Origin of the sequence: Mucilaginibacter segetis (assembly GCF_016522075.1) — a bacterium.
Lineage (GTDB): Bacteria > Bacteroidota > Bacteroidia > Sphingobacteriales > Sphingobacteriaceae > Mucilaginibacter > Mucilaginibacter segetis.
Genome location: NZ_JAEHFW010000001.1, coordinates 828709 through 852509 on the forward strand (window position 1 = coordinate 828709; position 23801 = coordinate 852509).

The 23801-nt window shown below is 39.8% G+C and carries 18 protein-coding genes; 11 read left to right on the forward strand and 7 right to left on the reverse strand.

What is annotated here, in order from left to right; genetic code table 11:
• Window positions 1-42: 42 nt before the first annotated feature.
• On the reverse strand, window positions 43-1380 hold the full coding sequence (locus tag I5M19_RS03890; RefSeq protein WP_235985757.1) for a glycoside hydrolase family 30 protein: 1338 nt from the start codon (window positions 1378-1380) through the stop codon (window positions 43-45).
• Between the two features lie 291 nt (window positions 1381-1671).
• Here I5M19_RS03890 and I5M19_RS03895 point away from each other — a divergent pair, with 291 nt between their 5' ends.
• The 4 genes from I5M19_RS03895 (at window position 1672) to I5M19_RS03910 (ending at window position 4733) form a co-directional block, all read left to right on the forward strand.
• A complete protein-coding gene (locus I5M19_RS03895; protein ID WP_200064219.1) occupies window positions 1672-2010 on the forward strand; it encodes a hypothetical protein in 339 nt (112 codons plus the stop codon).
• 19 nt (window positions 2011-2029) lie between these two features.
• Window positions 2030-2764 (forward strand): hypothetical protein, encoded by a 735-nt coding sequence (locus tag I5M19_RS03900; protein ID WP_200064221.1) that lies wholly within the window; start codon window positions 2030-2032, stop codon window positions 2762-2764.
• A gap of 124 nt (window positions 2765-2888) precedes the next feature.
• A complete protein-coding gene (locus tag I5M19_RS03905; RefSeq protein WP_200064223.1) occupies window positions 2889-3731 on the forward strand; it encodes an SDR family NAD(P)-dependent oxidoreductase in 843 nt (280 codons plus the stop codon).
• Window positions 3732-3812: 81 nt separating this feature from the next.
• Window positions 3813-4733 (forward strand): helix-turn-helix domain-containing protein, encoded by a 921-nt coding sequence (locus I5M19_RS03910; protein WP_200064225.1) that lies wholly within the window; start codon window positions 3813-3815, stop codon window positions 4731-4733.
• Window positions 4734-4760: 27 nt separating this feature from the next.
• Here I5M19_RS03910 and I5M19_RS03915 read toward each other — a convergent pair whose 3' ends face one another.
• Both I5M19_RS03915 and I5M19_RS03920 read right to left on the reverse strand, forming a co-directional pair.
• Entirely contained in the window at window positions 4761-5807 is a 1047-nt protein-coding gene (locus I5M19_RS03915; protein ID WP_200064227.1) for a serine hydrolase domain-containing protein, read from the reverse strand.
• 235 nt (window positions 5808-6042) lie between these two features.
• Window positions 6043-6393, reverse strand: coding sequence for a DUF2200 domain-containing protein (locus I5M19_RS03920; protein ID WP_200064229.1), 351 nt, complete (start codon window positions 6391-6393; stop codon window positions 6043-6045).
• 256 nt (window positions 6394-6649) lie between these two features.
• On the opposite strand from I5M19_RS03920, the gene I5M19_RS03925 reads away from it, so the two are divergent.
• Genes I5M19_RS03925 through I5M19_RS03935 form a run of 3 tightly spaced genes read left to right on the forward strand, consistent with a single transcriptional unit; the run spans window position 6650 to window position 10845 of the window.
• Entirely contained in the window at window positions 6650-7465 is an 816-nt protein-coding gene (locus I5M19_RS03925) for a phytanoyl-CoA dioxygenase family protein (RefSeq protein WP_200064231.1), read from the forward strand.
• A 52-nt stretch (window positions 7466-7517) separates the two neighbouring features.
• A complete protein-coding gene (locus I5M19_RS03930; RefSeq protein ID WP_200064233.1) occupies window positions 7518-10028 on the forward strand; it encodes an alpha-L-rhamnosidase-related protein in 2511 nt (836 codons plus the stop codon).
• A complete protein-coding gene (locus I5M19_RS03935; protein ID WP_200064235.1) occupies window positions 10015-10845 on the forward strand; it encodes an apurinic/apyrimidinic endonuclease family protein in 831 nt (276 codons plus the stop codon). The genes I5M19_RS03930 and I5M19_RS03935 overlap by 14 nt, the downstream gene beginning before the upstream one ends.
• Window positions 10846-10857: 12 nt before the next feature.
• On the opposite strand, the gene I5M19_RS03940 is transcribed toward I5M19_RS03935, so the two are convergent.
• Together I5M19_RS03940 and I5M19_RS03945 are read right to left on the reverse strand one after the other, a co-directional pair.
• On the reverse strand, window positions 10858-11745 hold the full coding sequence (locus I5M19_RS03940; RefSeq protein ID WP_200064237.1) for a helix-turn-helix domain-containing protein: 888 nt from the start codon (window positions 11743-11745) through the stop codon (window positions 10858-10860).
• A gap of 246 nt (window positions 11746-11991) precedes the next feature.
• Window positions 11992-13425, reverse strand: a complete 1434-nt coding sequence (locus I5M19_RS03945; protein ID WP_200064239.1) for an arabinose isomerase — start codon at window positions 13423-13425, stop codon at window positions 11992-11994.
• A gap of 479 nt (window positions 13426-13904) precedes the next feature.
• On the opposite strand from I5M19_RS03945, the gene I5M19_RS03950 reads away from it, so the two are divergent.
• From I5M19_RS03950 to I5M19_RS03960, 4 genes are all read left to right on the forward strand, one after another.
• Complete coding sequence (locus I5M19_RS03950) at window positions 13905-14789, forward strand: AraC family transcriptional regulator (protein WP_200064241.1); 885 nt, start codon at window positions 13905-13907, stop codon at window positions 14787-14789.
• A 433-nt stretch (window positions 14790-15222) separates the two neighbouring features.
• On the forward strand, window positions 15223-15354 hold the full coding sequence (locus I5M19_RS18690) for a hypothetical protein (RefSeq protein WP_262895484.1): 132 nt from the start codon (window positions 15223-15225) through the stop codon (window positions 15352-15354).
• A gap of 142 nt (window positions 15355-15496) precedes the next feature.
• The gene (locus I5M19_RS03955) at window positions 15497-18583 is read left to right on the forward strand and encodes a SusC/RagA family TonB-linked outer membrane protein (RefSeq protein ID WP_200064243.1); all 3087 of its coding nucleotides are present in this window, start codon (window positions 15497-15499) and stop codon (window positions 18581-18583) included.
• Window positions 18584-18604: 21 nt separating this feature from the next.
• Window positions 18605-20149 carry a RagB/SusD family nutrient uptake outer membrane protein gene (locus tag I5M19_RS03960; RefSeq protein WP_200064246.1) on the forward strand — a complete coding sequence of 515 codons (1545 nt, stop codon included), beginning with the start codon at window positions 18605-18607 and terminating at the stop codon, window positions 20147-20149.
• A gap of 499 nt (window positions 20150-20648) precedes the next feature.
• On the opposite strand, the gene I5M19_RS03965 is transcribed toward I5M19_RS03960, so the two are convergent.
• Window positions 20649-21998, reverse strand: a complete 1350-nt coding sequence (locus I5M19_RS03965; RefSeq protein ID WP_214653020.1) for a DUF3863 domain-containing protein — start codon at window positions 21996-21998, stop codon at window positions 20649-20651.
• Window positions 21999-22088: 90 nt separating this feature from the next.
• The gene (locus I5M19_RS03970; RefSeq protein ID WP_200064250.1) at window positions 22089-23789 is read right to left on the reverse strand and encodes a RagB/SusD family nutrient uptake outer membrane protein; all 1701 of its coding nucleotides are present in this window, start codon (window positions 23787-23789) and stop codon (window positions 22089-22091) included.
• Window positions 23790-23801: the final 12 nt, after the last annotated feature.

Below are 23801 nucleotides of genomic sequence, written 5' to 3' on the forward strand. Positions count from 1 at the left end.
CCTTTTCCTGTTAAAGATTGTGATACTTTGATTTTAATAAATTTACCACACATAAGTACCAACATCGCCGCTACCCAGACTGGTCGCGGCGTATTTACCTTTGTAGGTAATACTGAAGTTTTGGCGGCGCCCGTTCACGTTAACCACTATCATTACCATTTTACCGTCGGGCGTTTTAAATACCACGTTAGGTAACTTGTCCGATTTTGTGGATGCCACCCTCACCGAACCCGGTACTACAAACTTGGAAGCGTGTGCTATGGTATAATAGGCTATATTTTTGCTGAATTGATCGCCCTGTATGGTTATTGCCCCCTGGCAAATAGGGCAACCGCCATCGTTGGTGTGCGGGTCGTTATTTTGGTCGGCAGCCAGGTTCCATAGTAGCACATTTTTACTCCAGTTATTAGTAGCACCTATTATTAACCGCTCTACCGGCATACCTATGGTTGTTCCGTTGCGTTCAATTATCATCTGCTCGGTAAAATACAGGTTTTTAGCAGGGAACACCTCATGCACTTCGCTCATGGCATCAATAGTGCCGGCGTATAAATGGAAGCCACTGCCGTCAACATATTTGGCAGCTTCAGGGTCGGCCAGTATACTCATGGGGTACTCGGGCGTATCACAATTATGATCGAACAGTACAATTTTAGTTTTTATGCCCGCCGCTTTAAGAGCAGGCCCCAAGGCTGTTTTTATAAAAGTTGCCTGTTCGGGCGCGAACATTTGCATACTGGGGGTATTACGATCGTTAAGCGGTTCGTTTTGTATGGTGATGGCATCAATGGTAATTCCCTGCTGTTGCATGGCTTTAATATACTTTACAAAGTAATCCGCATAAACCTTGTAATATTCCGGCTTAAGCTGTCCGCCTTTAATGTTGTTGTTGGTTTTCATCCAGCAGGGGGCGGTCCAGGGCGAGGATAATATTTTAATATTTTTATTGATCGCCAATATCTCCTTTAAAACCGGTACCACATCATTCATATCCTGACTAAGGCTGAACTTTTTTAGTGACGGATCAGTTTCACCATCGGGCATATCATCGTAGGTAAATACGCTTTGGTTAAGATCAGACGCGCCGATGCTCAGCCTTAAATAACTCACGCCGATATTATTCCCGTCGCTTGCAAAAACATCTTTTAATAAAGCAGTACGAGCGGCGGGGCTCATGGCTTTTATGAGCATGGCGCTTCCGCCGGTAAGGGCAAAGCCAAAACCGTCTATAGTTTGAAAGGTTTTTGTATCATCAATACTGATCTGTTGACCGGTGGTTGTATTTTCTGCAAACGGGATGGTTTCCTTTTGTAGCTCAAACTCGCTTTTCCGGTTAACCGTACTTAACCATAAACTCGCGTTTTGAGCGGAAGCGGGCATGGTTAGCAAAATAGTGATTAGTGATAAAATGAAGTGTCGGAATATGGCTTTTGCGAAATACATCTGTAGTGTTTTTTTTAATTGATTAAGACAAGTATAGGTAATTACTTTTTTTATAAGGTGTACATAATTATCCAATTGGTATACACAAGGTATACTCCTATTAAATGTAATGCTATATAACATTTATATAATATAGTTCTATTTTGCTTTACCTGTAATTTATTTGTTCATAACTTCTTGATAAAATGTAATTAATATTTAACTTTGCATATCAAAGTACTTTTAAATATGACACAAGCAAATTTTTTATCCTTGAAGCCTGTATTTACTCCGGTTTTAGGCAAACGTATAATGGCAGGTGCTTTAATAGGTTTGGCGCTAACCGGCTTTTTTGTAATAGGTGCCGGCAAGGGAAATCCTGCCTGGGGAAATTATTGGCAAATAAAGCCACTGTTGTTAACGCCGAGTATAGGAGCTTTTGTGGGTATATGTTATGATATAACCGAATCTTTACGCAAATTAAATGGCTGGTTGGGCAAAGTGTTTTGGGTATTAAGCATATTGGGTTATGTAATTGGTATGTGGTTTGGCCTGATACTTGGCCTTGCCGGTACGATGTGGACCTAATTATTCGGAAATTTAAGTAATGAATGTTAATCTGAAATTAGACAACTGGCATGCAAAAGCCAAAGCCAACCGTTGGCTTCGTTATTTCACGGTGTTTAACCGTTTAGCTTTGGCAGCAGGTTTTCTGCCTGCAGGCATTGTCAAGATCATGGGGGAACGATTTGCCAGTGGTTTATCAGTTAATCATCCTATGGGGCACTATCTGGAGGCCCTTCACCTCACCGGTTATTATTATCCATTTATTGGAGTAGTGCAAATTTTAGCAGCTATTTTACTGCTTGTACCACGTACCGCTACACTTGGTGCAATAATTTATTTTCCGGTGATATTGAATATTTGTGTGCTCTCATTCGCGGTAAGGTTTGACGGATCGTTACTAACGTCGCCTTTAATGGTATTGGCAAACATGTATCTTTTATGTTGGGATTATGATAAGCTGAAATACATTTTTTTATATAAAAAAACGATTCCGCAAAGCCAACTACATGTTCAGCCTGTTTTAAATAATAAGTTCCCGGTTGCATTTTTTGCCGGAGTTGCCCTATGCATTGCTGTGTTAGTATTGGTGATTACTCATGTTTTCGATATCATGCCTCATAACAATTTAGCTGATTGCGAACTGCAATGCGGTAATAACAGATATCCGGATGCGTGCCATGTGTTTTGTAATGATATTCATAAGCGAGGGAAATCACTGGGCGAGAGCCTTAATGAATATCACAAGGCTATAAAAAGTACCACATTACACAAATAAGAGATTACCCCCCCCCGGTTCTTTTAAAGCGTACTCGTTTTGGCTACAAAAATCTACGATTAGGTTACAAACCGCAAAGCGCTTCTACAGACCTTTGATGTATTAATACTTAACGATAAAAATTATGACACATCAAAAGGATAATAAAGTATGGTTTATAACCGGTACATCCCGTGGTTTTGGACGGGTTTGGGCTGATGCAGCATTAAAACGAGGCGATAAGGTTGCTGCTACTGCACGTAATTTGGATAGCATTGCTGATCTTAAAGAAAAATATGGAGATAACGTGCTCACGTTAGAGTTGGACGTTACTAATCATAACCAGGCGAAGGCGGCTGTGGAGCAGGCACACGCGCACTTTGGCAGGCTTGACATTGTTTTTAACAATGCAGGTTACTCTTTAGTAGGTACTATTGAAGAGGCGGGTGCAGATGATGTGCGGGCGATGTATGAAACAAATATATTCGGTGCACTTGCGGTGATACAGGCTGCATTGCCATTGTTGCGGGAGCAAGGATATGGTCACATATTGGGTACATCAAGCAATCTTGGTCATGTAGTATTGCCTGTTATAGGCTATTATTGTTCCTCTAAATGGGCGTTTGAGGCAATACATGAAAGCCTTGCCGAAGAGGTTAAAGCATTTGGTATTAAGGTAACCATAATTGAACCGGGCGCCTATGCAACAGAATTTGGCAGTCAGGAATCTTTAAAATTTGCGCCGGGCCTTGATGTTTACACCGGCTTTAAAGAACAATTTTTTGAAGGGTTGAGAAATATGGAAAGGGGAGACCCTGCAGCAACGCCACAAGCGCTGTTTAAAGTAGTAGATGCGGAAAACCCGCCATTGCGCTTTAACTTGGGCAGTCATAACTTGCCATGGACGCGGGCAGCATATACAGAAAGGCTGGCATCATGGGAAGAATGGGATGCTGTATCCAGTTCGGCACAGGGAATATCAAAATAAATTCAAAATTGCTATAAGAAGCATCAATGATAACCGATATTTAAAATATATATCGGTTATCATCGTATTAATTGCTTAAACATGAAAAAGGAAGAAAATATCCCTTATAAATTTGAGTCGCTATCAGATGCTTACCGTGTTTTTGGCTTGCCTAAACCTAAACATCCGTTAATAAGCATGATCAATGGGGCTCATGATGAAATTGATATTAGCAGGTTTCCTCAAAACCATGTGTTAAGCTTTTATAAAATAGCGTATAAACCCAAATTAAGCGGAAAATTAAAGTACGGTCAAAGTTACTATGATTTTGATGAGGGCGGGTTATTATTCGCATCTCCGGGGCAGGTTATCGGTAGTAATAACAACGAGGCCAGTGTATGTTCTGAATATACCTTACTTATTCATCCGGATTTCTTTTTAGGTTACCCGTTGGCCAAAACTATTAAGCAATATGGTTTTTTCTCTTACTCCGCCAATGAGACCCTGCATCTTTCAGAAAAGGAAAAAGCAATTATCATTTCCATTTTTAAGATTATGGAGGAAGAACTAAACAGCAGGATAGATGATTTTAGCCAGGACGTTATTATTGCTCAAATTGAGTTGATGCTGAATTATGCCAACCGGTTTTATAAACGACAGTTTATTACCCGTAAAGCGGTAAATAATGATCTGCTACAAAAACTGGAAGAAGTTTTAAATGAATATTTCGATAAAGAAAAATCCTTAAACCGGGGAATTCCAACGGTGCAATACCTTGCCGAGAAGCTGAATATATCGCCAAGTTATTTAAGTGATATGCTTCGTTCGCTCACGGGGCAAAACGCTCAACAGCATATTCATCATAAATTAATAGAAAAAGCTAAGGAGAAATTATCGGTAACCGGTTTATCTGTAAGTGAAATTGCTTACGAACTTGGTTTTGAGCATCCACAATCTTTCAGCAAGTTATTTAAAACAAAAACTAATCAGTCGCCATTAGAGTTCAGGCGATCATTTAACTAATAAGAATATGCAGGATGTAAAGATGAGCTATTTGGCGTGCTGCTTTCGTAAAATCTTAACTATTCTATTATAAACGATCTCTGATACATTCCAGCTGTAACCACCGCTTGTGTTAGCAAACTGAATAACAACAGCGTCAATATCTTTATGATATCTGGCAATACTCGAGTATCCGGGCAATAATCCGGTATGTTCATAAGTATAAATTGATGAATAAATGGCTTGTTCGTTATCATTTAACAAAGAGCCATCGTTCAATGCCCTTAAAAATACACCAACATCCTGTGCGGTAGCTACCATTGAACCGGCAGGGCTTGTAAAATCATTTCGTTTTAAATCAGCGTTATAACCCACGCTGTACCCGCTCATAACATCATCAATATTCGCTTCGCTAAGTAAGCAGTAGGTGTTGTGCAGTTTAAGCAGTTTTAAAATTTCGTTCCTGATATACTCGTGATGACTATATCCCAATGTTTTATCAAGGATTTCTCCTATCAGCAAATAATTAGTGTTTGAATAACTATATTTTTTACCGGGTTCAAAATCGGCAGGCTTATCCAGCACCAATTCAAGGGTTTTTCTATTGTCTTTGGGTGGATTTTCCCAAAAATTGGGAGTGTCAGTAAAATTAGGAATTCCGCTTCTGTGGCTCACAAGCATTCTCAAGGTAATTTTATCGGCATTTTCAATTCTGCCGGCCAACTCCGGCAGGTAATCAGCGAGGGTTTTATCTAAAGACAAACGTTTATCGTTTACCAGTTTGGCAACTGCAACAGCTACGTATAACTTGCTTATGCTGGCAATTTTAAACAATGACCGTGGGTTTGCCGCAACTCTGTGCTCCCGGTTTTTCCAGCCGGCTGCATAAAATGCCGGTGGTTTGCCAGCTTCATCAACATACACAATCATCCCGTCCAGTCCGTATTTAATACCATCGTTTACTTGTTCCTGAACAGTATCAGGCAGAGGGGTTATCCACGCCCTTACCAAAACCCACGGCACAAAAAACAAAGAGCATACGCTTGCAGCAATAAAAACTATTCTGAGTATTCGTTTTGTTTGTTTTTTGGCCATGATGTGATACGGTTTTCAGGAAGGGTATTAATAAATGCTGACTAAAATTTAATTAAGAGATTGTTTAAAATCTCCGTCAAATACTCCTAATATAATAATTATTGCACAGTATGTGAGATTACTGCGCCTTTTACGGAGTGTATGTGCTGGATAAAAAAGAAAATAATACTGTTTTTAAGATAATAGGTATTATTCTTCGATCGCACAATACTGTTTTACTTTCATTTATAAAGGGTTATTTCCGTAATATCTTTTCCATTGCCTTTCCCTTTGCCAATTCATCAATCAGCTTATCCAAATAGCGAACTTTCTGCATCAGTTTATCTTCTATTTCTTCTACACGATAACCGCAAATAACCCCGGTTATTTTTGAAACATTAGCATTTAATTGTGGAGCCTGCGCAAAAAAATTTTCAAAATCAGTTTTGTCATCTATGTGCTTTTGTAAGGTCTGTTGGTTATATCCTGTCAGCCAAAATATAATTTCATCTACCTCGGCAATGGTGCGCCCTTTTTTCTCCGCTTTGTTAATATAATGCGGATAAACACTTGCAAAAGACATTTTGTATACTCTTGTATTGTCCATTTTTGTAGGCTTAATTATCAAAGTTAAATTTTTTCTAATTTAATTTTAGTTCAACAGCCCGGTTTTTTTGATCTGTCTTTTTAAATCCAGGGCCCTTTAGCTTTTTTGTGCAGACGTTGCTCATAACCTTTTACCATAGTGTAAAACCTGATGTAAAATATCAAAAAATACAAAAAATAAATCATATTGTAATAACTGTCAGGGCGTATATCCAATACTTTTGAAACTCATAAACCAATACTTTCAAAAACCTAAAATGAAAAATGATTTATCTCCGCAAGATATTGCGCAGTATCGCCAAAATGGCTTTTTAGTAATAGAGGATTTCCTATCTCCCGAAGAATTGATTTTTTGGCGTACCGCACTTGAAGAAGCTGTAGAAAAAAGGAATGGCAATAAAATGCCTGACCGCAAGGAGGTATATGGCAAAGGAGATGATGCCGATAAATCATATTACGATAATGTATTTGATCAGTTAATAAATCTTTGGCAGGACAATGAAAAAATAAAGCAAATCATGCTTGACGAACGGCTTGGAAAAATGGCCGCACAGTTAGCGGATGTTGACGGAATCCGGATATGGCATGATCAGGCCCTTATAAAAAAACCATGGGCTAATCCTACATCGTGGCATTTAGATACGCCTTATTGGTCTTTTAGCGATAAAAGGGCGTTATCCATCTGGGTGGCACTTGATGATGCAACCTATGAAAACGGCTGCCTTTTTTTTATACCCGGTTCCTATCATCAAACTACTTTTGAAAACCCGGGTATCGGCAAAAATATGGGGGCTATTTTTACCACCTATCCACAATTTAAAACGAGTAAAGCTGTAGCCGCGCCCATGAAGGCCGGTAGTTGTTCTTTTCATAATGGTCTTACAATTCATGGAGCACATGCCAACATGACTCCCGGATACAGGAGAGCGATGACTTGCGCGTACATGCCCGATGGTAACACTTATAACGGCATTCAAAATATTTTAAGTGACGAGGTTGCATCAAATATGCAAATTGGCGACCTGTTGAATAATGATGATATTAATCCTTTAATTTATAGTCAGCGAAAATAGTATTACTGTATAAATTATTTGCGAATTTCATTGACCCTTTAAATAAACCCTCATGTTTTCAAAATATAAGTACTCCATATTTATCAGCCTTTTTATCATACTTACGCCAATAATCACGTCGGCTTTGCCTGTTAATGATAAGCCCGGGCAAATAACTATCAGCAGTCCAAAAATTAATATGGTAGTTGAATACGGTAATAAGGTCAGCATTTCTTCCCTCACAGTTAACGGCCAAAAAGTTGTAAGTAATGATGATGGCATCTACACTTCCGTAATAATTGGAAAAACCACCTATTCCTCGCTGCACTTAAAGGGAAAGCCAATAATTTCAAACGCCTCCGGAATAGTAAAAGTTAACGGAATAAAATACGGTGATAAAGGATTGGTCATAACCGAAAACTGGGTATTTACCAAAACAAACGGAGGTATAAAATGGAACATAGAACGAACTTTCTCAAAAGCAGTAAAAGTGGATGAAGCCGCTATGCCGGTGATAAATTTTGATAATATTAACACCTGGGAGGGGGCCTATCAGGGATATGGTGGCCTGGCCTGGTTTTATTTATTTAACGAAAGATTGTGTACGTATGGTGTTCATACCAGAACTTCAAACTTTTGGAACAGCAAATCTGGTAACGGCTTAAGTATTACTGTTGATGCACCGGGCAAAGAGGTTGCCATGAAATACACCCGTACTAATACGGATAAGCTTGCATATACTATTGCTGTTTCTGAAAAGGAAATGCTGCCGCGAACAGATAGCGGAACAAACAGGCGCAGGTTTATAAGAAACTCTGCAAATGTTTGGGCGGCATTTAATGTGGCTGCGGGCAAAACTTCACAAAGTATAACCTTTAATTATTTTAATTATGAGGATAAATATGGACGGGGTGACCTTAAAGGGGTAAATGGCAAACAGGTAAATGCTGTATTGAGTACGATAGCCCGTATAGGGGTGATTGATTCTTTACATTATGGCGGCAATAGCTGGCATACGCCTTACGGGCCTATATGTCTGCATGAACAATATATTGGTCAACTTGGCTTGGGTATCAATGATCCGGCATATCTTAACGGATATAAAAGCTGTTTGGATTATTATCGCGACCATGCTATAAAACCCGATGGCCGGGTTTATTCGCGTTGGGCCTATACCAATGAGGATGCTATGCCCGGTAAATACAACAAAGAGGGTTTCTACGAGGCCCAGTGGGGTATTTTAATGGATTCGAACCCCGATTTTGTATCAAACGTTGCGGACCTCTATAATATGACCGGCGATAAAAACTGGGTGAAAACACACCAAAAAAGTTGCGAAAAAGCATTAAACTGGATACTTAAAAGAGACAGCAACGGAAACGGTTTGGTAGAAATGATGACCGACTCTTATACTCAAAAGAAAAGCAGCGACTGGATAGATATTATATGGGCATCTTACGAAAATGCTTTTGTAAATGCCAAATTGTACCATGCTTTGGTAAAATGGGCCGCAATTGAGCGCCAGCTTAAAAATAATACGGAAGCCGCTTATTACGAAAACTTTGCGGCCAAGTTAAAGGCAAGCTTTAATAAACCTGTAACAGAAGGTGGCTTTTGGGATGAGCAAAATAAATGCTACGTTCACTGGAGAGATAAAGACGGTTCTGTACACGGCCGCAATATGGTTACGCCGGTTAATTTTATGGCGATTGCCTATGGCATATGTGACAACTACGACCGGAAAAAAGTAATATTGGATACCATAGAGGCGCAAATGAAACAGGAAAAATTGTTCTTTTGGCCTTTAACCATGACTTCCTACGCGCCGGGCGAAGGGAGGGAATCACAGTATCCGTTCCCGGAGTATGAAAACGGCGACTTGTTCTTGTCATGGGGTTCTATCGGGGTACAAGCTTATGCGGACTATGATCCGGCTATTGCGCTTAAGTATGTAAAAAATGTACTGAAGCAGTATAGTAAAGATGGCCTGGCTTATCAGCGGTATGGCCGCCTGAAACAGGATGGTCGTGGTGATGACATCTTATCAGGCAATAGTTTATCCATAGTTGGATTATATAAATCAATATATGGCATAAACCCTTTATACAACCGTTTTTACCTGGAACCACACATTATACCGGAGCTTTCAGGTACCGAATTAAAATACTATTTCAGAGGTCAACGCCTTATAGTAGGACTTAATACGGGGGACTTTTCGGTATCAAATAATAACTTTAAGATCGTCAGCCATAAAAACTTCGGCTATTATGCCACTAAAAACCAGCTTAGTTATTTTGATGGTAACAATGAGGTGGCTTCGTTACAGATAACAACAAACCATCCCCTGGTGCTTACCATCAACAAATGGACGCAGGAAAAAATGGAATGGGAGGAAACTACAACATCGCCATCCGCTACACCGCTTAATTACCATGTGCAGCAATTAAAACCAAATACCCTGTATGCTTTTTCAGTGAACAATAAGGTTATTCAAAAATTAAAGAGTAATACCAAGGGAGAACTTACGCTGAATCATCAATTGTCCGGAACCTCGGCACATTTGAGTATTTATGATGCAGATTAAAATTCTCAGCCCCCTTTGGGGGCACGAACATCTTAAACTAAAGATGTTTCTTGATAAGATAAAAGCAGCTAATTACGACGGTATTGACACCTGGATACCCCAAGACAAAGCGGAGAAGCAAACATTGTTTGATTTTTTGCAGCAGAACGAAATGCATATTGTATCCCATCAGCACAGCGCGGAGGGCAGTACGTTCAAAAAGTTTAGACAATCGTTTATTGAGCAACTTCATATATGTGCGGAACCGGGCCCCTTACTAATAAACTCCCATACGGGCAGAGATTATTTCACACTACAGCAAAACCTTGCACTAATTGATGCTGCCCGGGATTTTTCTGAAAAAACAGGAATAATTGTAGCACACGAAACACACCGGGGGCGCTTCGGTTACGCCCCGCAAATGATAAGCCGGGCATTTAAAAAAAACAGGGATTTTTGTATAACGGCTGATTTTTCGCATTGGGTATGCGTAACGGAAAGCATGCTGGAGAATTTTCAGGATATACTTGCCGAAGCAATAACTCGTAGCAGGCACATACATGCCCGCATCGGGTTTGAAGAAGGGCCACAGGTTGCAGATCCGCGGGCACCTGAATACCAATACGCTTTGGAAAAATTTTTAGGCTGGTGGGACAGAATTATAACGGGTAACAGGGCATCTGGACATACGATAATGCCTGTTACTACAGAGTTTGGGCCATATCCTTACATGCCGGCAAATCCTTACACTAAGGTTCCTGTAGCAGACCAGTTCGAGATAAATTGTTTTATGAAAGATCTGTTACGGGCTCGTTACAATAATTCCCCGAAAGAGTAGATTTTCCCACTTTTAGTAATTTGCATTATCATTTTTGCGGTAAATTTTAGGCGATATTCCGTTCTTTTTTTTGAATAGCTTTGAAAAGTAAAAAACCGAATCAAAGCCGGTTTGATAAGCAATTTCGTTTATATTTAGAACAGTAGTTGCCAATAAGTTTTTAGCTCTTTCTAACCGAAGGTTGAGGTGATACTGGTTTGGCGATTCTCCGGTAATACGTTTAAAGGCTTTTCGGAATGATGAATATCCCATCGGCAATTCCATAGCTAATTTCTCCATATCCAAATTATCTTCAAATGATTCCTGTATAATAAATTTTGCTTTGGATATTAGTTTACCAACAGGGTCATCGTTATATTCATGGTGTTGTGATACATTATTGATTAACCCTAATATTTGCAATGTAACTCCGGCAATTTGTTGCGGATATCCAGTTAAAGATGTTTGAACAGCTTCAATCAGATTTCTAAAAAGAACCAGAATGTCTTTATTTAATCCCAGGTAAACAAACGGGTTTTTACGATCAAAAAAACCTTTATTCATTAATTGTTCTATATAAAAGCCGTTAAATCCAATCCAATATTCTTCCCATCCAACTTTTGGATCAGGTTTGTAACGGTGCAGAACCCCAGGGTATAGAAAAAAACAGGTTCCGGCTGTTACTTCAATGGGCTTTGTTATTGCAGAATCAAACATCCCTTTTCCTTTGGAAATGAAAATAATGTAATAATCATTCAGAATACGCCCCCGGTTCCAGGTTAACTGGTGGCTTGTAGGGTGCTCCTGGTTAGGATAATTGTCATTCGGCTCTATTTTTGAATAGCCTATTGTGGTAACATATATGCCCCATCGCTCTTCGACCGGAGTGACATTCAGGTATTTAAAATAATTTTTTAACATCAGGCTTGATTGGTATCCAACTTTACAGAGTTGTACCGTATCAAATTAATAAAAAATCATTATAAAAATAAATCATTATTAATACTTATGCCCGGGATAGTGGTATGTAAAACAATACGGGATATTGCGGGATATTTTACTTCAGAAAGCAAATAGCATTACTGCTTCAAATAGTGCATTTTACTTGACATCAAGCTGTTATGTTTTCGCCAAAAGCTGACTGTGCACTATGTAAAACTGTAAAGTTTAACAAACTTGTATGGTATTGATATTTAATATTTTACCCAGTTTTTTTATTTTTGATGCAATATGGCCCTTGCCAATAGCGCAATGGTGTGCCGGCCCCTGCTGATTCCACAGTTCAACAAACATGCGGGCGCCCACATCAAATTTATACCTGCTATTTGTATTACCTATCTGTAATATTTCACCGGCTACGCTTTCTCCTTCGGCCACAACAAATTTTAACGAACCATCCCCGGTTTCTACTAGAGAAAGCAGCGTAACCGGGCCATGACTTACGGACATTTCAACCGATAAACCCTTGCCCACCTTACCGTGATAAACCCGCAAGGGCTTTACCTTAATTTTACCTTGAGCAATGCGCGGGTGACAAGGCCCGTCGTGTCCCATCAATATTACATCTTCTTTATAATCCATCGCGTAATACTCGGTGAACGATCCGCCGGCACCAAAGCCATCCATGATCTTCATGGCCTGTGCGTTTTTTATCTCGTACTCCCCCGCCACCGGGATATTTTTTCCGGTTAAAATTGAATTACCTAAGATAACCGACGTTACGGTACATTCATTAGCGGCATTTCCTGTCCCTTTATGGTAGTAAGCAAGAGATCCGAGTTGGTACTTATCCACTAACTTATCAAGTGCCACGGCTGTTTGGGCAGCCCGTCGCAACTCATCCTGATGGCAATCATCCTGCACATCAAATTCGTTATGTATCTCAGCCAGTTTGGTTTCAATCTCGTCATTAGTTACTAACTCTCTCAGTCCGGTTAATTCATCAATCTCAATCACCTCCATATATCCGCCGAATATTGAACTCTGCAGTGTCAGATCTGTATAAATATCGAGCATGCCGCCGTAATAATTCCCCATAAGGCCCAAACGGTTATAGCACATTACCCGGGCTACATGTGCAGCATCAATCCATTCGTTAACCTCTGTCCACACATGCGTATCATCCGTTAACATTCCTGTTATCTGGTAGAACGGGATTTTACAACGGTTAAAAACGTTAGCGATTTCCGGTACGGTACATGAAGAACAATGGGCCAGCCATTCACCAGTCATGGCAGTTCTGTCAGTTAGTTTATTAAAACTATCATAGTCTATACTTGCAAGGGGCGAAAGATTCAATATAATAACAGGCACACCGGCTTTTCTTACGGCAGGAATAACGTTGGCAGATAAGGCATAGGTAGAAACATAGATAAAAATAAGATCGACATCTTCCCTTTTAAACACAGCGCCGGCTTCAAAAGACTTCTCCGCAACATCAACTATACCAGCATTTATTACCTCCACATCTAACGCTTCAATATTATTGCATACAACCTGGAGATAACCGTTAAGTCGCTCTTTAAGCCCTTTAAATTGAACCCAATAAGCCTGTAAGCCTATCCCGAATAAGCCCGCCTTAACCCGCTTTTTTTTATACATGTTAAAAATTTATCTGTTTTTTATCTCCTGAAATGTTTGTGAACCCTTATATGCCCATTCTAACAACTAATTATTTAATGTATATCGTTTTAATTCAAATGACATATTTTTAGCGGACTTAATTTGGTTATTAGCATTGCCCGGGAGAGGGTGAGTTTGTTTTTACTATTAACCAAAAGTATTTGAATAGTAATAGGATATAAATAGAGGATTTGATAAATGACCTGTAGATTTTGACTTTGGCTTAATGTGTTATATATCAATCATTTATTAATTTAAAATTATGTATATTAATGTTAGAATGTTAAGAAAGCAAAGTTATATTTTGATAATTCGATTATACTTTTTGATATGCAGGCTCACAATTAAAAAGGTTTTATTAGCTTTAATTTATAACGCAAAGTTTGAACTGTTAAACCAATTTTTTTATTTTTTATCAAATCCAACCCGCTGTATGATTGGCATGTAACTACTTATCTATGGTAAACTATTACAAGTATCTTCCGGTTAGTAAAGAGGACGAAAGCTGGGGCTTATCTGTATTAAACACAGGCTGCACCCATATAGAAGCAACTAATATTTACCCTTTTAAAAGTCACCCTGCACATCATAACTTTAATTGGAACAGTTGGAGAATATTACAGGAATACCAGATCATATATATCACTAATGGAAAGGGAGTGTTTGAATCGGAAAATTTTAAACAAACAGTTGTAAATGCCGGTACCGTAATTGTATTATTCCCCAACGAAAGGCATCGTTATAAGCCTGACAGCCAAACCGGATGGGATGAATATTGGGTAGGCGTACGTGGTAATGTAATTGACAATCTGCTGGATTCGGGATACCTGAAAAGAGAAAACCCCTGCCTTTACATCGGATTCAATGAAGATGTATTTAATATTTATAACTGCATTATTGAAAAAACGAAACTGGAAAGGCCGGGTTATCAACCACTCATATCAGGGGCGGTACTTCACCTTTTAGGCACCTGCCATGCTACTATTAAACAAAATGCCACCGAAAACAAAGAAGAGGAAATTATTATAAACAAAGCAAGGCTGCTGTTTCGGTCTAATATAAACAACCCCTATTCTCCTGAAAAAGCTGCTGAGGAACTAAATGTAGGATACTCCTGGTTCCGCAAATTATTTAAAAATTATACTGGTTTATCGCCCGGCCAATATTATTTACAACTTAAAATTGAAAAAGCCAAGGAGCTTTTATCTAACACGGATGCTCCTATAAAAGAGATCTCGTTTGATCTGAATTTTGATTCAAATTTTTACTTCTCTAAAATATTTAAGGAGAAAACCGGAATAAAACCTACTGATTACAGAAAAGGGAGTAAAAATATTTTATAGTATAAATCACCAATAATAGCCGATTTGTAAGGTAATGAAAGAGTTATAACTACTTCGGCGTTTAACATCTCTTATAGTGGTTTCGGCTTTCTGCTGCAGATCAAAATAAAAGCAGCAACCTCATTCTTTCGTTTTTAATCAGTTTGCCTGGCAAAACAAATTGAATTGAGGGTCCGCATTACCAACCACGGCCAAGGTTATAACCGCTTACTATATATCACCGCTTTTTGGAACTAGCCTAAATCAGGGCTGGTATTCAGCCACCTCAGATAAAACCTAAAAAAATATCAAAAAGTACAAATTAAAGGACAAAACATGTATTTAAATTTTTGTGGCATGCAATACATTTGAAGTAACAATTATATTACCGTTATCATAATAAACAGAGATTCTGATTTCTCAAATATTGGACATCTCTTTTAAAAAGTATTGTATGGTGAGAACTAAAAAGAGTGTGCTTACTAATAGCAGAATGAGCAGCGATTTCGCATTACGTATCAGCGTATATGCCGGATATGGCCTGTCATTTTCTGAACTACAGGTAAAGCATTCAAATAGTCCGTAAACAGCCCTCTAAGAGAGTAGGAGCGGGTACCTTAAGCTTAACCAAAATTTATAAAGTTTTCCAGAAAAAGTTGTGATAAACATGACCTGGGATTCCTATGACCTTTAATAAATAACCAACTAATAATTAATCAATCAATTTTATGAAAAGAAAACTTTTACTATTTAAATCGTGGAAGTACGGGGCCTTGTTAATACTTGGTCTGCTACTGTATTTCCCGCAGCAGTTACATGCCCAAAATATAATTACGGGTACTGTAAAGGACTCGGTAACCACCGAACCAATGATCGGTGTTTCAGTTTCTTTAAAGGGAACAACTATTGGTACACAAACAGATATTAATGGAAAGTTCCGCATAAATGCACCAAAAGACGGTGAACTTATTTTTCGTTATATCGGGTATAAAGAAACGCAAAGAACGGTTGGCGATAACACTGTTATTAATGTAAGCTTAGCATCAACATCACAAAGTTTAAACGAGGTAGTGGTGGTGAGTTACGGAACGCAAAGCAAGCGTGAAATAACGGGTGCTATAGGTCAGGTAAAGGCATCCGAAATAAAGGATATGCCGGTAGCTAACATCGGGCAAAAGTTGCAGGGTAAATTAGCCGGCGTGCAAATTAATCAAAACTCAGGTACGCCTGGCGCCGAAATGACCTTTCGTATCCGCGGCGCAGCATCAATTAATGCCGGCAATAATCCGCTGATCGTGATCGATGGATTCCCGTCCGAGAGTGGGCTGCAAACCCTAAGCCCTGATGAGATCGAGTCAATTTCAGTATTGAAAGATGCATCTGCCGCTGCATTATATGGTTCAAGGGCAGCAAACGGTGTTATTTTGGTTACCACTAAACAGGCCAAATTAGGTCAACGATCACTTGAGTTTAGTGCTTACACCGGCATACAGTCGGTTCCGGACCGAGGGAAGCTCGATTTGATGAATGCCGAAGAGTTTGCCCAATATAAAAAGGAGTATTATGAAGATGCCGCAAGGTATGAAGGTTATACCGGCGGTGTCCCCGAAGTGTATCAAAACCCAAGTCAGTATGCCGGCCAGTCAGGAACAAACTGGTTTGATGTTTTGCTGCGTAATGCCGTAAGCCAAAACTATAACCTGTCGTATAGTTCAGGTACGGAACACCTGAAATCGGTAGTGAATCTTAATTATAACAAGCAGGAGGGAGTGATGCTTAATTCTTATGATGAACGATTTACAGCCAGAACAAATAATATTTACACAGCATCTGACAGGTTAACGTTGGGTGCTAATCTTGAACTATCTTACGGAAACAATCAGGTGGTGCCGGGCTTAGATAACGGGCGTAATATTATCGAGAATGCCTATTTGATGGATCCCACCTTAAATTATAAAAATCCGGATGGTACATATCCCGTTTCATTTTCGCAACCGGGTATGTTCCCTAATCCCAATTATTATTTAGTGTTAACCCAAAGGATCAATAAAACCAAGGCGGCCAGAGTTATTGCAAATGGTTTTGCTGAGGTGAAACTACTTGAGGGATTAAAGTTCAAGACAAGTATAAATGTAAATACTGATAATACGATAAACCGTCAATTTACGCCTTCAACCGCGCAGGGTGGCTTGGGAAGCGCACCTCCGCAACAGCCCAGCGGAAGTTACGGAACAAGTTATTTTTTAACCTGGTTAAGTGAAAATACCCTGAACTACCAGGCAACATTGGGTGAAAAGCATAATATAGAAGCTCTGGCGGGGTATACATATCAAAAATATTCCTTCGAGAACAGTAGTATAAACGGCAGCCAATTTCCTGACGATAATATTGAGTGGATAAATGCGGCTACTACACGTATCGGAAATGTGGGTGCCAGTCAGTCATCCTTAATTTCCTATATCGGGCGGTTAAACTATAATTATGACAGAAAGTATCTGGTATCTTTTGCCTTTCGTCGCGATGGTTCTTCAAAATTCGGATCTAACAACAAATACGGGAACTTTCCATCGGTATCTTTAGGCTGGGTAGCATCTGATGAAAACTTTATTAAAAATATAAAGCCAATAAGTTTTCTTAAGATCAGAGCAAGCTATGGTAAAGTAGGTAATAATAATATTGGTGATTATACCTATCTCGCATCCGTAAATAGTAATAACTATGTTTTTGGAAACCAGGTAACACCCGGTAAGGCGCTTAACGGAATAGGTAATAACAATTTAACCTGGGAAACCACCAGCAGTTACGATATTGGTATGGACCTGGAGATGTTTAACAGCCGTATAGCATTTACCTATGACTACTACTGGAAAAAGACAGACGGTTTATTATATGGGATCGATATTCCCGTACAATCCGGGTTTTCGACTATCACATCAAATATTGGCCGGTTTGATTTCTGGGGGCATGAGTTTTCCGTAAGTTCCAAAAATTTAGTAGGAAGTTTAAAATGGAACACCAATTTTAATATTTCATTTGACCGGAATCTGGTTAAAGAATTAGGAACAAACAATGCCCCTATTGGAGGTTATAACGAATATTGGGATGATAACCGCACCGCTGTAGGGCATCCTATAGGTTTGTTTTATGGTTATATAAACGATGGCGTATATATGACCCAGGAGGAGTTTGACACCCAACCTCATGATGCTACCGCAATGGTAGGCACCGCACGGTTTAAAGACGTGAGCGGACCTAATGGTGTTCCTGATGGTGTTATTGATAGTTATGACCGCACCTTTATAGGAAATCCAAACCCTACGTTTACTTATGGTATCACTAATAGCTTTTCTTACAAGGATTTTGACTTGAGCGTAGTTATGGCGGGGTCGGTTGGTAATGATATTGCCGATGATGCATTTCAGTCCACAGAAAACCTGGATGGTGTATTTAATGTAAGAAAGGGTGTTGCCGGAAGGTGGAGATCCGTTGAAGACCCGGGTGATGGGGTATATCCAAGAACAAGAAGCGGCACCACTGCTGACTTCCGCAATTTTACAAGCCGTCAGGTTTTTAAAGCAAGCTATCTGGCAGTAAAAAATATAACCCTGGGTTATACCATACCTGTTAAAAACAATAAATATTTAAAAGGTGTAAGGGCTTATTTAAGTGCCCAAAATGCATTTATTTTCACCCAGTATCCCGGCTTAAACCCTGAGGCAGGACTGGCCGGATTAAACGGATTAAACCAGGGTCGCGATTTTACCGGGTATCCTATACCAAGAGTTATTTCGGTGGGTGTTAATGCAAGTTTTTAACTAAATAACAAAAGCAAGAAGATGAAAAAGTTATCATATATACTATTATTAACGATCGGGTTGGTTTCCTGCAAAAAGGAAGCTCTTAACCTTGTCCCGCAAACTTCATTAAGCTCTGCCTCATTCTTTAAAAATGCCGCGGAGTTCAACCAGGCTTTAGTTGGCGCATACACTAACTTAAGGGGAATCGCATTTATGGGTTTTTACATGGATGAGATGCGGTCCGACAATACGTTTTTCACTATTTATTCGGCAGACAGGGGTACTTCCACAAGTGCCGAAGCATTTGCTGAATTTATTGACAACAGTACAACCAGCCAGGAGCCCAATAGTCCGGGTAATCGTTACGGGAACGACTATTCAGGGATATCTAAAGTAAATACTGTATTATCCAGGCTGGAAAGTTCAAGTCTGGCACAGGCAGATAAAGATCAGATATCCGGCGAGGCCTATTTTCTAAGAGCTTTTTACTATTATGATCTGGTTCAACATTATGGAGGCGTTCCGTTACAGTTGGAAGAAGTAGCCGATGTAGATGGAGCATTTCTTCCGAGAAACTCTGTAGCTGAGGTTTATGACCAAATAATAACAGATCTTAATGCAGCTGTTCCTCTTCTGCCTGTTGCAAAAACATTTCCGCAAACAGGCCGTGCTACCCAGGGCGCAGCAAAAATGTTGCTTGCATATGCCTATATGTCTAAACCGGAAAAGGAATACGCCAAGGCCGAAGCTGCGTTGGTAGATATTACAAAAATGAATTACACCCTTCTGTCAGACTATGCCAGTGTGTTTGATCCGGCTAATAAAAACAATCAGGAATCCATTTTCGAGGTACAATATAAATCCGGTAATGATGGACAACAAAGTGATTTTATATGGAGGTTTATCCCAAAAACTACCAACACCGAAGCAATATTGGGCTTGCATGGCACCAATGCCCGTGGCAGCCTGTCAAGCGGCGGGTGGAATGTTCCAACCCAGGAAATGGTCGATTCTTACGAAACGGGCGACCTGCGATTGCCTGCATCAATTGGTGTGGCAGAAGGTACTGTTAATAACGAAGTTTTAACAACAACGGCTGTAAAAAGTCCGGTTGATTATACCCCGGCACCAGGCTTAAGTTACTATTACTTTATAAAAAAATACCTGCATCCGCCTTATCAGGTAGAATACAATACCGATGACAATTTTCCGGTTTTCCGCTACTCGGGTGCATTATTGCTCTTGGCAGAGTGCCTTATAGATGAAAATAAAAATGCAGAGGCTTTGCCTTACTTAAACCGGGTTAGGCAAAGAGCAGGTTTGCCTGCACTCTCACAAGCTACAAAGCTTAACGTAGCAAATGAGATGCGGCATGAGCTGGCTTTTGAAAATCATCGCTGGACAGACCTTATCCGCAACGGTATGGCGATAGATGTAATAACGGCTAAAGGGGAACGGCTAAAAGCTAAATACGGTTTTTTATTGCCGAATACCTTTTTGATAAATGAGAACAGGTTAATATATGCTATACCTTTCAGAGAAATACAGATAAACAGTAAACTTACTCAAAACCCGGGTTACTAAATCTTTTACATAAATTGATGGAGGTAATTCATCTGCTTTTAGCATAATTAAAGCGGCCTTGCGGGTATAAACCGGCAAGGCCGCTTCTTGAAAAGTAAATTGTATTATGGATATACCAATACCTTGCCTTAAATGAAAATTTGACATTTTTACTGAATTTTTTCAGCTTAAAACTGTAAGTATTTTCGTGAAAAATACTTGGCATTAGCCTTGTAATGAGTTGGCTAGTTTAATTAATTTATTGTTCAATTATTTTTTAAAGTAAAATTTAAAGGAGAAAAGGCCATAACTTTAGTTAAATTCAATAACGAAGCAAACAACTCATTAATGCCAGGCTTAAGCCGGCGTTTATACTACCAATAATTACAGTTCCATACGAAAAAAGCGGCGCATCCAAACGGAAACGCCGCATAATAAACCAACTTCAACCAATGTCAATAACCGGATTTTATGTTTTAATTGTAAATTAGCATTTAAATCATGCTTGATTTTATCATCATTAATTATTTTTAAACAGATACTTGTAATGGCTGGATATAATTGCGCGAGACTTTGTAGAAAGGGAGTCAAGCGGAACCGGTTTATCCTGAGGGCGTGATTGTTTTTGATTTATCTCTCCTAACAAGCTCCATTTGCGTGTCATTTCTGCAGGCTCCTTTGCCGGGAGATCATACCTTGTAAAATCGATCACTTTTTCTGTATTATTTGTCTTGTCTTTTAACAATGCCAAACGGAAGTCCTTATTCATAAACCAGTAAATCTCTTTATCCGCGTCGGAACCGCCAATACCGGATCCTTTTTCTACAAAGCGATAATTAAAGCTGTTGCTTTTATAATGAGCCCTCCAAAGCAGCCCAAATTCACCCTGTGTAATCATTTTAACATCAGGCCAGCGCGCCCGTATGGCTGTTAACCAGTTTTCTAATGAAGATACCTCCATAGGCAGGGAAAGCTCCCAGCAGTTGGTTACCCATGCGAAACCATTAAGTTGAAATCCTTTGTCAAAATGGATGGCAGTGGTATGCATCATTTCCTTTAATCCAGTCTCATTTCCGTAACGACCAAGTGTCTCTATCGGCCCTACACCCATTCTGCTATTAAATCCACCTTCAAAGCCTTTTCTTCTGGCGGCAAGAAAATCTACAGTCCAGCCATCCAGATTCACACAATCTATAAAATCTGTTTTATTTTGCGCGGGTTTACAAAAGTGCTCTTTAGACGTGTAATAGGGATATACTATAGAACCATCACCATCTTGATTATCGATACTGAATTGGCTCCATATATTACCCTGACATACGTGTATTCCTTCTTTTTCTGCAAGGTATTGCTGGTTTGCGGCTGACATGAAACCTGCTACTATACTTAAAGGCCGATATCCGTTGCCGACCATACTGCTTATTATCTTTAAAGCATCATGCAGGTCCTTATTAACCTGCTCAGTACTGTTATACGCGTTGGCAAAATATGCACCAGGTATAAAAGTAATATCATCACCGTATTTATAATGATATCCTACTACTAATTTTCTTATTTCCCGGTAGGCTACACTGGTATCCTGCAAAGCGAGCCAGCTAAACGACCATGTCATTTTTCCACCCGGAAAACCTTTTGCTACAGCGTTTCTGAAGGCGATTACCCTTGCCGGAGTATGTAGTGATCGTTCATCATTCCCAATGCTACGGTCTCTTGAAACCTCGATCTGATTTACTCTGATCACCGTATTAAAAGTCAGGAAGCGGTTTCCCATTAACCCGGATTCATTTTTTAATTTAGTATGCTGCCCGAGCGCACCTGAAAAAACGATTAAAAACAGCGGGAGTAATTGGAATGTTAGTCTGAATTTCATATTTAGTTTGTACGTGCGAATTATTTTTGCCATTTATTCATAACGTATTATATAACCGGGCTGGTTTATCCGGCCCGGTTATATAATAATTTACCATCCCGGATTCTGTTCTAACGTATACCCGTTATTGGCGTAAAATGCGATCTCTTTGGTAGGTAAAGGTTGCAGGTAATCTTTCGCCGGATCAAACAACCGGTTGGTTTCCGCAATCAAAAAGCCATTGGCATCTACCTTTGTTAAATAAGTCGGATCACTATAAGGCGCTCTGGTAGCCCAATCGGTTCCGGTTATTTTTATTCCTTTTATATCCTGAGGCAGCTCAGTTTCTGCTGTTTTCCAACGGCGGATATCATCATACCTGAATCCTTCCAATGCCAGTTCAACCGTACGTTCGCGACGTATCTCGTCTCTCATGTTCAGGTTATTAGCGCTTACGAAGGCGTTGGTTAGATGAGGCATATTAACCCTATCTCTTAGCTTATTGATGGACATATTCAGGTCGTTATCCGATATTGAACCTGATTTTTCATAAACGGCTTCGGCGTAATTAAGCAAAACTTCCGCGTACCGAATTAAATGTCTGTCGAAGTCGAATAAACTGGCGCTCCCCATGCGGCCCGAGTTATTAGCTATGGGGTCTTCTGACATGTATTTATAAAGGATATAACCGGTATTAAAATTACGCTGTGGTTTATCGGGCCAGTTGGCCACCTTGGTGATCGGGAAAAATACACGGTTAGTAAGGGTGCCGGGAATGATCATAGTCATGGTCATTCTCGGATCACGATCCTGGAATTCCGAAGTAAAGGTATCGTATCCTTTAAAAACAGTGCCGGGAGATGTTATCGGCAGGCCGTTTTTATCCAGGTACATATCAACCAATTTACGGGTTGGATTGTAGCCATCCTGATCATACATATAGGGCGCATCTTGTCCGTAAATGTTGCGGGCGTACCTTCGGTCCAGTATAGACTCTTTGGAGTCATCGCCGGCTTCAAGAAAAAGATACCGGTAACTTTGATCACCGCTGCCGGTATAAAGCCCGTAAACTCCGCTGTTAATTACCGCTAAGGAGGTAGCCGCGGCCTGGTCCAGATATTTATCAGCACCTGACTGGTTTCTGAATTTTTCCCAGGTACCTTCAAACAGTGCTACCCTTGAGGCCAGCGCCAGCGCTGCGCCTTTAGTTATGCGACCTATATCAGGTGCGGACAAATCAGCCTGAACAGGCAAGTCTGCTTTGGCCTCGTCCAGATCTTTTAAGATAAGATCTGCCGTTTCTGAACGGCTTGAACGCGGCGCAAATAATTCCTGATCATCAGTAGAAAGTACTTTGGTGATCAGCGGCACGCCACCATAAATTCTTAATAATCTCCAATAATACCATGCCCGGAAAAACTTCGCTTCCGCCATATATTTTTTGACTTCAGCATCAGTAGTGCCTTCGCCATGTTCCAGAATATTATTTGCCGCCCTGATGTAGCCATAGCTTGATGACCACTCGCTTGAGGTTTCGGACGGTTGTAAATTTCCGTTACTAACCGAATTCGGGTTATTGAACGCTATATCTGATTCGGTATCCTCTTCTCCGAAACCATTTAAACCATTATAAAGATTGTTGGCAGCTAATTTAAAATCGGCCGCGGTTTTCCAGAAGGTGGCATCGGTTATGCTGTCCTGTGAAACCAGATTCAGGTCCTTTTTGCAACTCGTCCACAATACTAAAACCAAACAAAGCATTGTAACTCCCTTTATTTTTAATATGTGGTGATAGGAATATCTTTTTTTCATGATGTTTCTCTT

Bases quoted from the DNA above. Each gene is read 5' to 3' on its own strand.
- I5M19_RS03965 (WP_214653020.1), bottom strand. From the start codon at position 21,998: ATGAAATTCAGACTAACATTCCAATTACTCCCGCTGTTTTTAATCGTT.
- I5M19_RS03925 (WP_200064231.1), top strand. From the start codon at position 6,650: ATGAAAAATGATTTATCTCCGCAAGATATTGCGCAGTATCGCCAAAAT.
- I5M19_RS03935 (WP_200064235.1), top strand. From the start codon at position 10,015: ATGATGCAGATTAAAATTCTCAGCCCCCTTTGGGGGCACGAACATCTT.
- I5M19_RS03950 (WP_200064241.1), top strand. From the start codon at position 13,905: ATGGTAAACTATTACAAGTATCTTCCGGTTAGTAAAGAGGACGAAAGC.
- I5M19_RS03905 (WP_200064223.1), top strand. From the start codon at position 2,889: ATGACACATCAAAAGGATAATAAAGTATGGTTTATAACCGGTACATCC.
- I5M19_RS03945 (WP_200064239.1), bottom strand. From the start codon at position 13,425: ATGTATAAAAAAAAGCGGGTTAAGGCGGGCTTATTCGGGATAGGCTTA.
- I5M19_RS03900 (WP_200064221.1), top strand. From the start codon at position 2,030: ATGAATGTTAATCTGAAATTAGACAACTGGCATGCAAAAGCCAAAGCC.
- I5M19_RS03920 (WP_200064229.1), bottom strand. From the start codon at position 6,393: ATGGACAATACAAGAGTATACAAAATGTCTTTTGCAAGTGTTTATCCG.
- I5M19_RS03890 (WP_235985757.1), bottom strand. From the start codon at position 1,380: ATGCCCGCTTCCGCTCAAAACGCGAGTTTATGGTTAAGTACGGTTAAC.
- I5M19_RS03915 (WP_200064227.1), bottom strand. From the start codon at position 5,807: ATGGCCAAAAAACAAACAAAACGAATACTCAGAATAGTTTTTATTGCT.
- I5M19_RS03910 (WP_200064225.1), top strand. From the start codon at position 3,813: ATGAAAAAGGAAGAAAATATCCCTTATAAATTTGAGTCGCTATCAGAT.
- I5M19_RS18690 (WP_262895484.1), top strand. From the start codon at position 15,223: ATGGTGAGAACTAAAAAGAGTGTGCTTACTAATAGCAGAATGAGCAGC.
- I5M19_RS03970 (WP_200064250.1), bottom strand. From the start codon at position 23,789: ATGAAAAAAAGATATTCCTATCACCACATATTAAAAATAAAGGGAGTT.
- I5M19_RS03940 (WP_200064237.1), bottom strand. From the start codon at position 11,745: ATGTTAAAAAATTATTTTAAATACCTGAATGTCACTCCGGTCGAAGAG.
- I5M19_RS03895 (WP_200064219.1), top strand. From the start codon at position 1,672: ATGACACAAGCAAATTTTTTATCCTTGAAGCCTGTATTTACTCCGGTT.
- I5M19_RS03955 (WP_200064243.1), top strand. From the start codon at position 15,497: ATGAAAAGAAAACTTTTACTATTTAAATCGTGGAAGTACGGGGCCTTG.
- I5M19_RS03930 (WP_200064233.1), top strand. From the start codon at position 7,518: ATGTTTTCAAAATATAAGTACTCCATATTTATCAGCCTTTTTATCATA.
- I5M19_RS03960 (WP_200064246.1), top strand. From the start codon at position 18,605: ATGAAAAAGTTATCATATATACTATTATTAACGATCGGGTTGGTTTCC.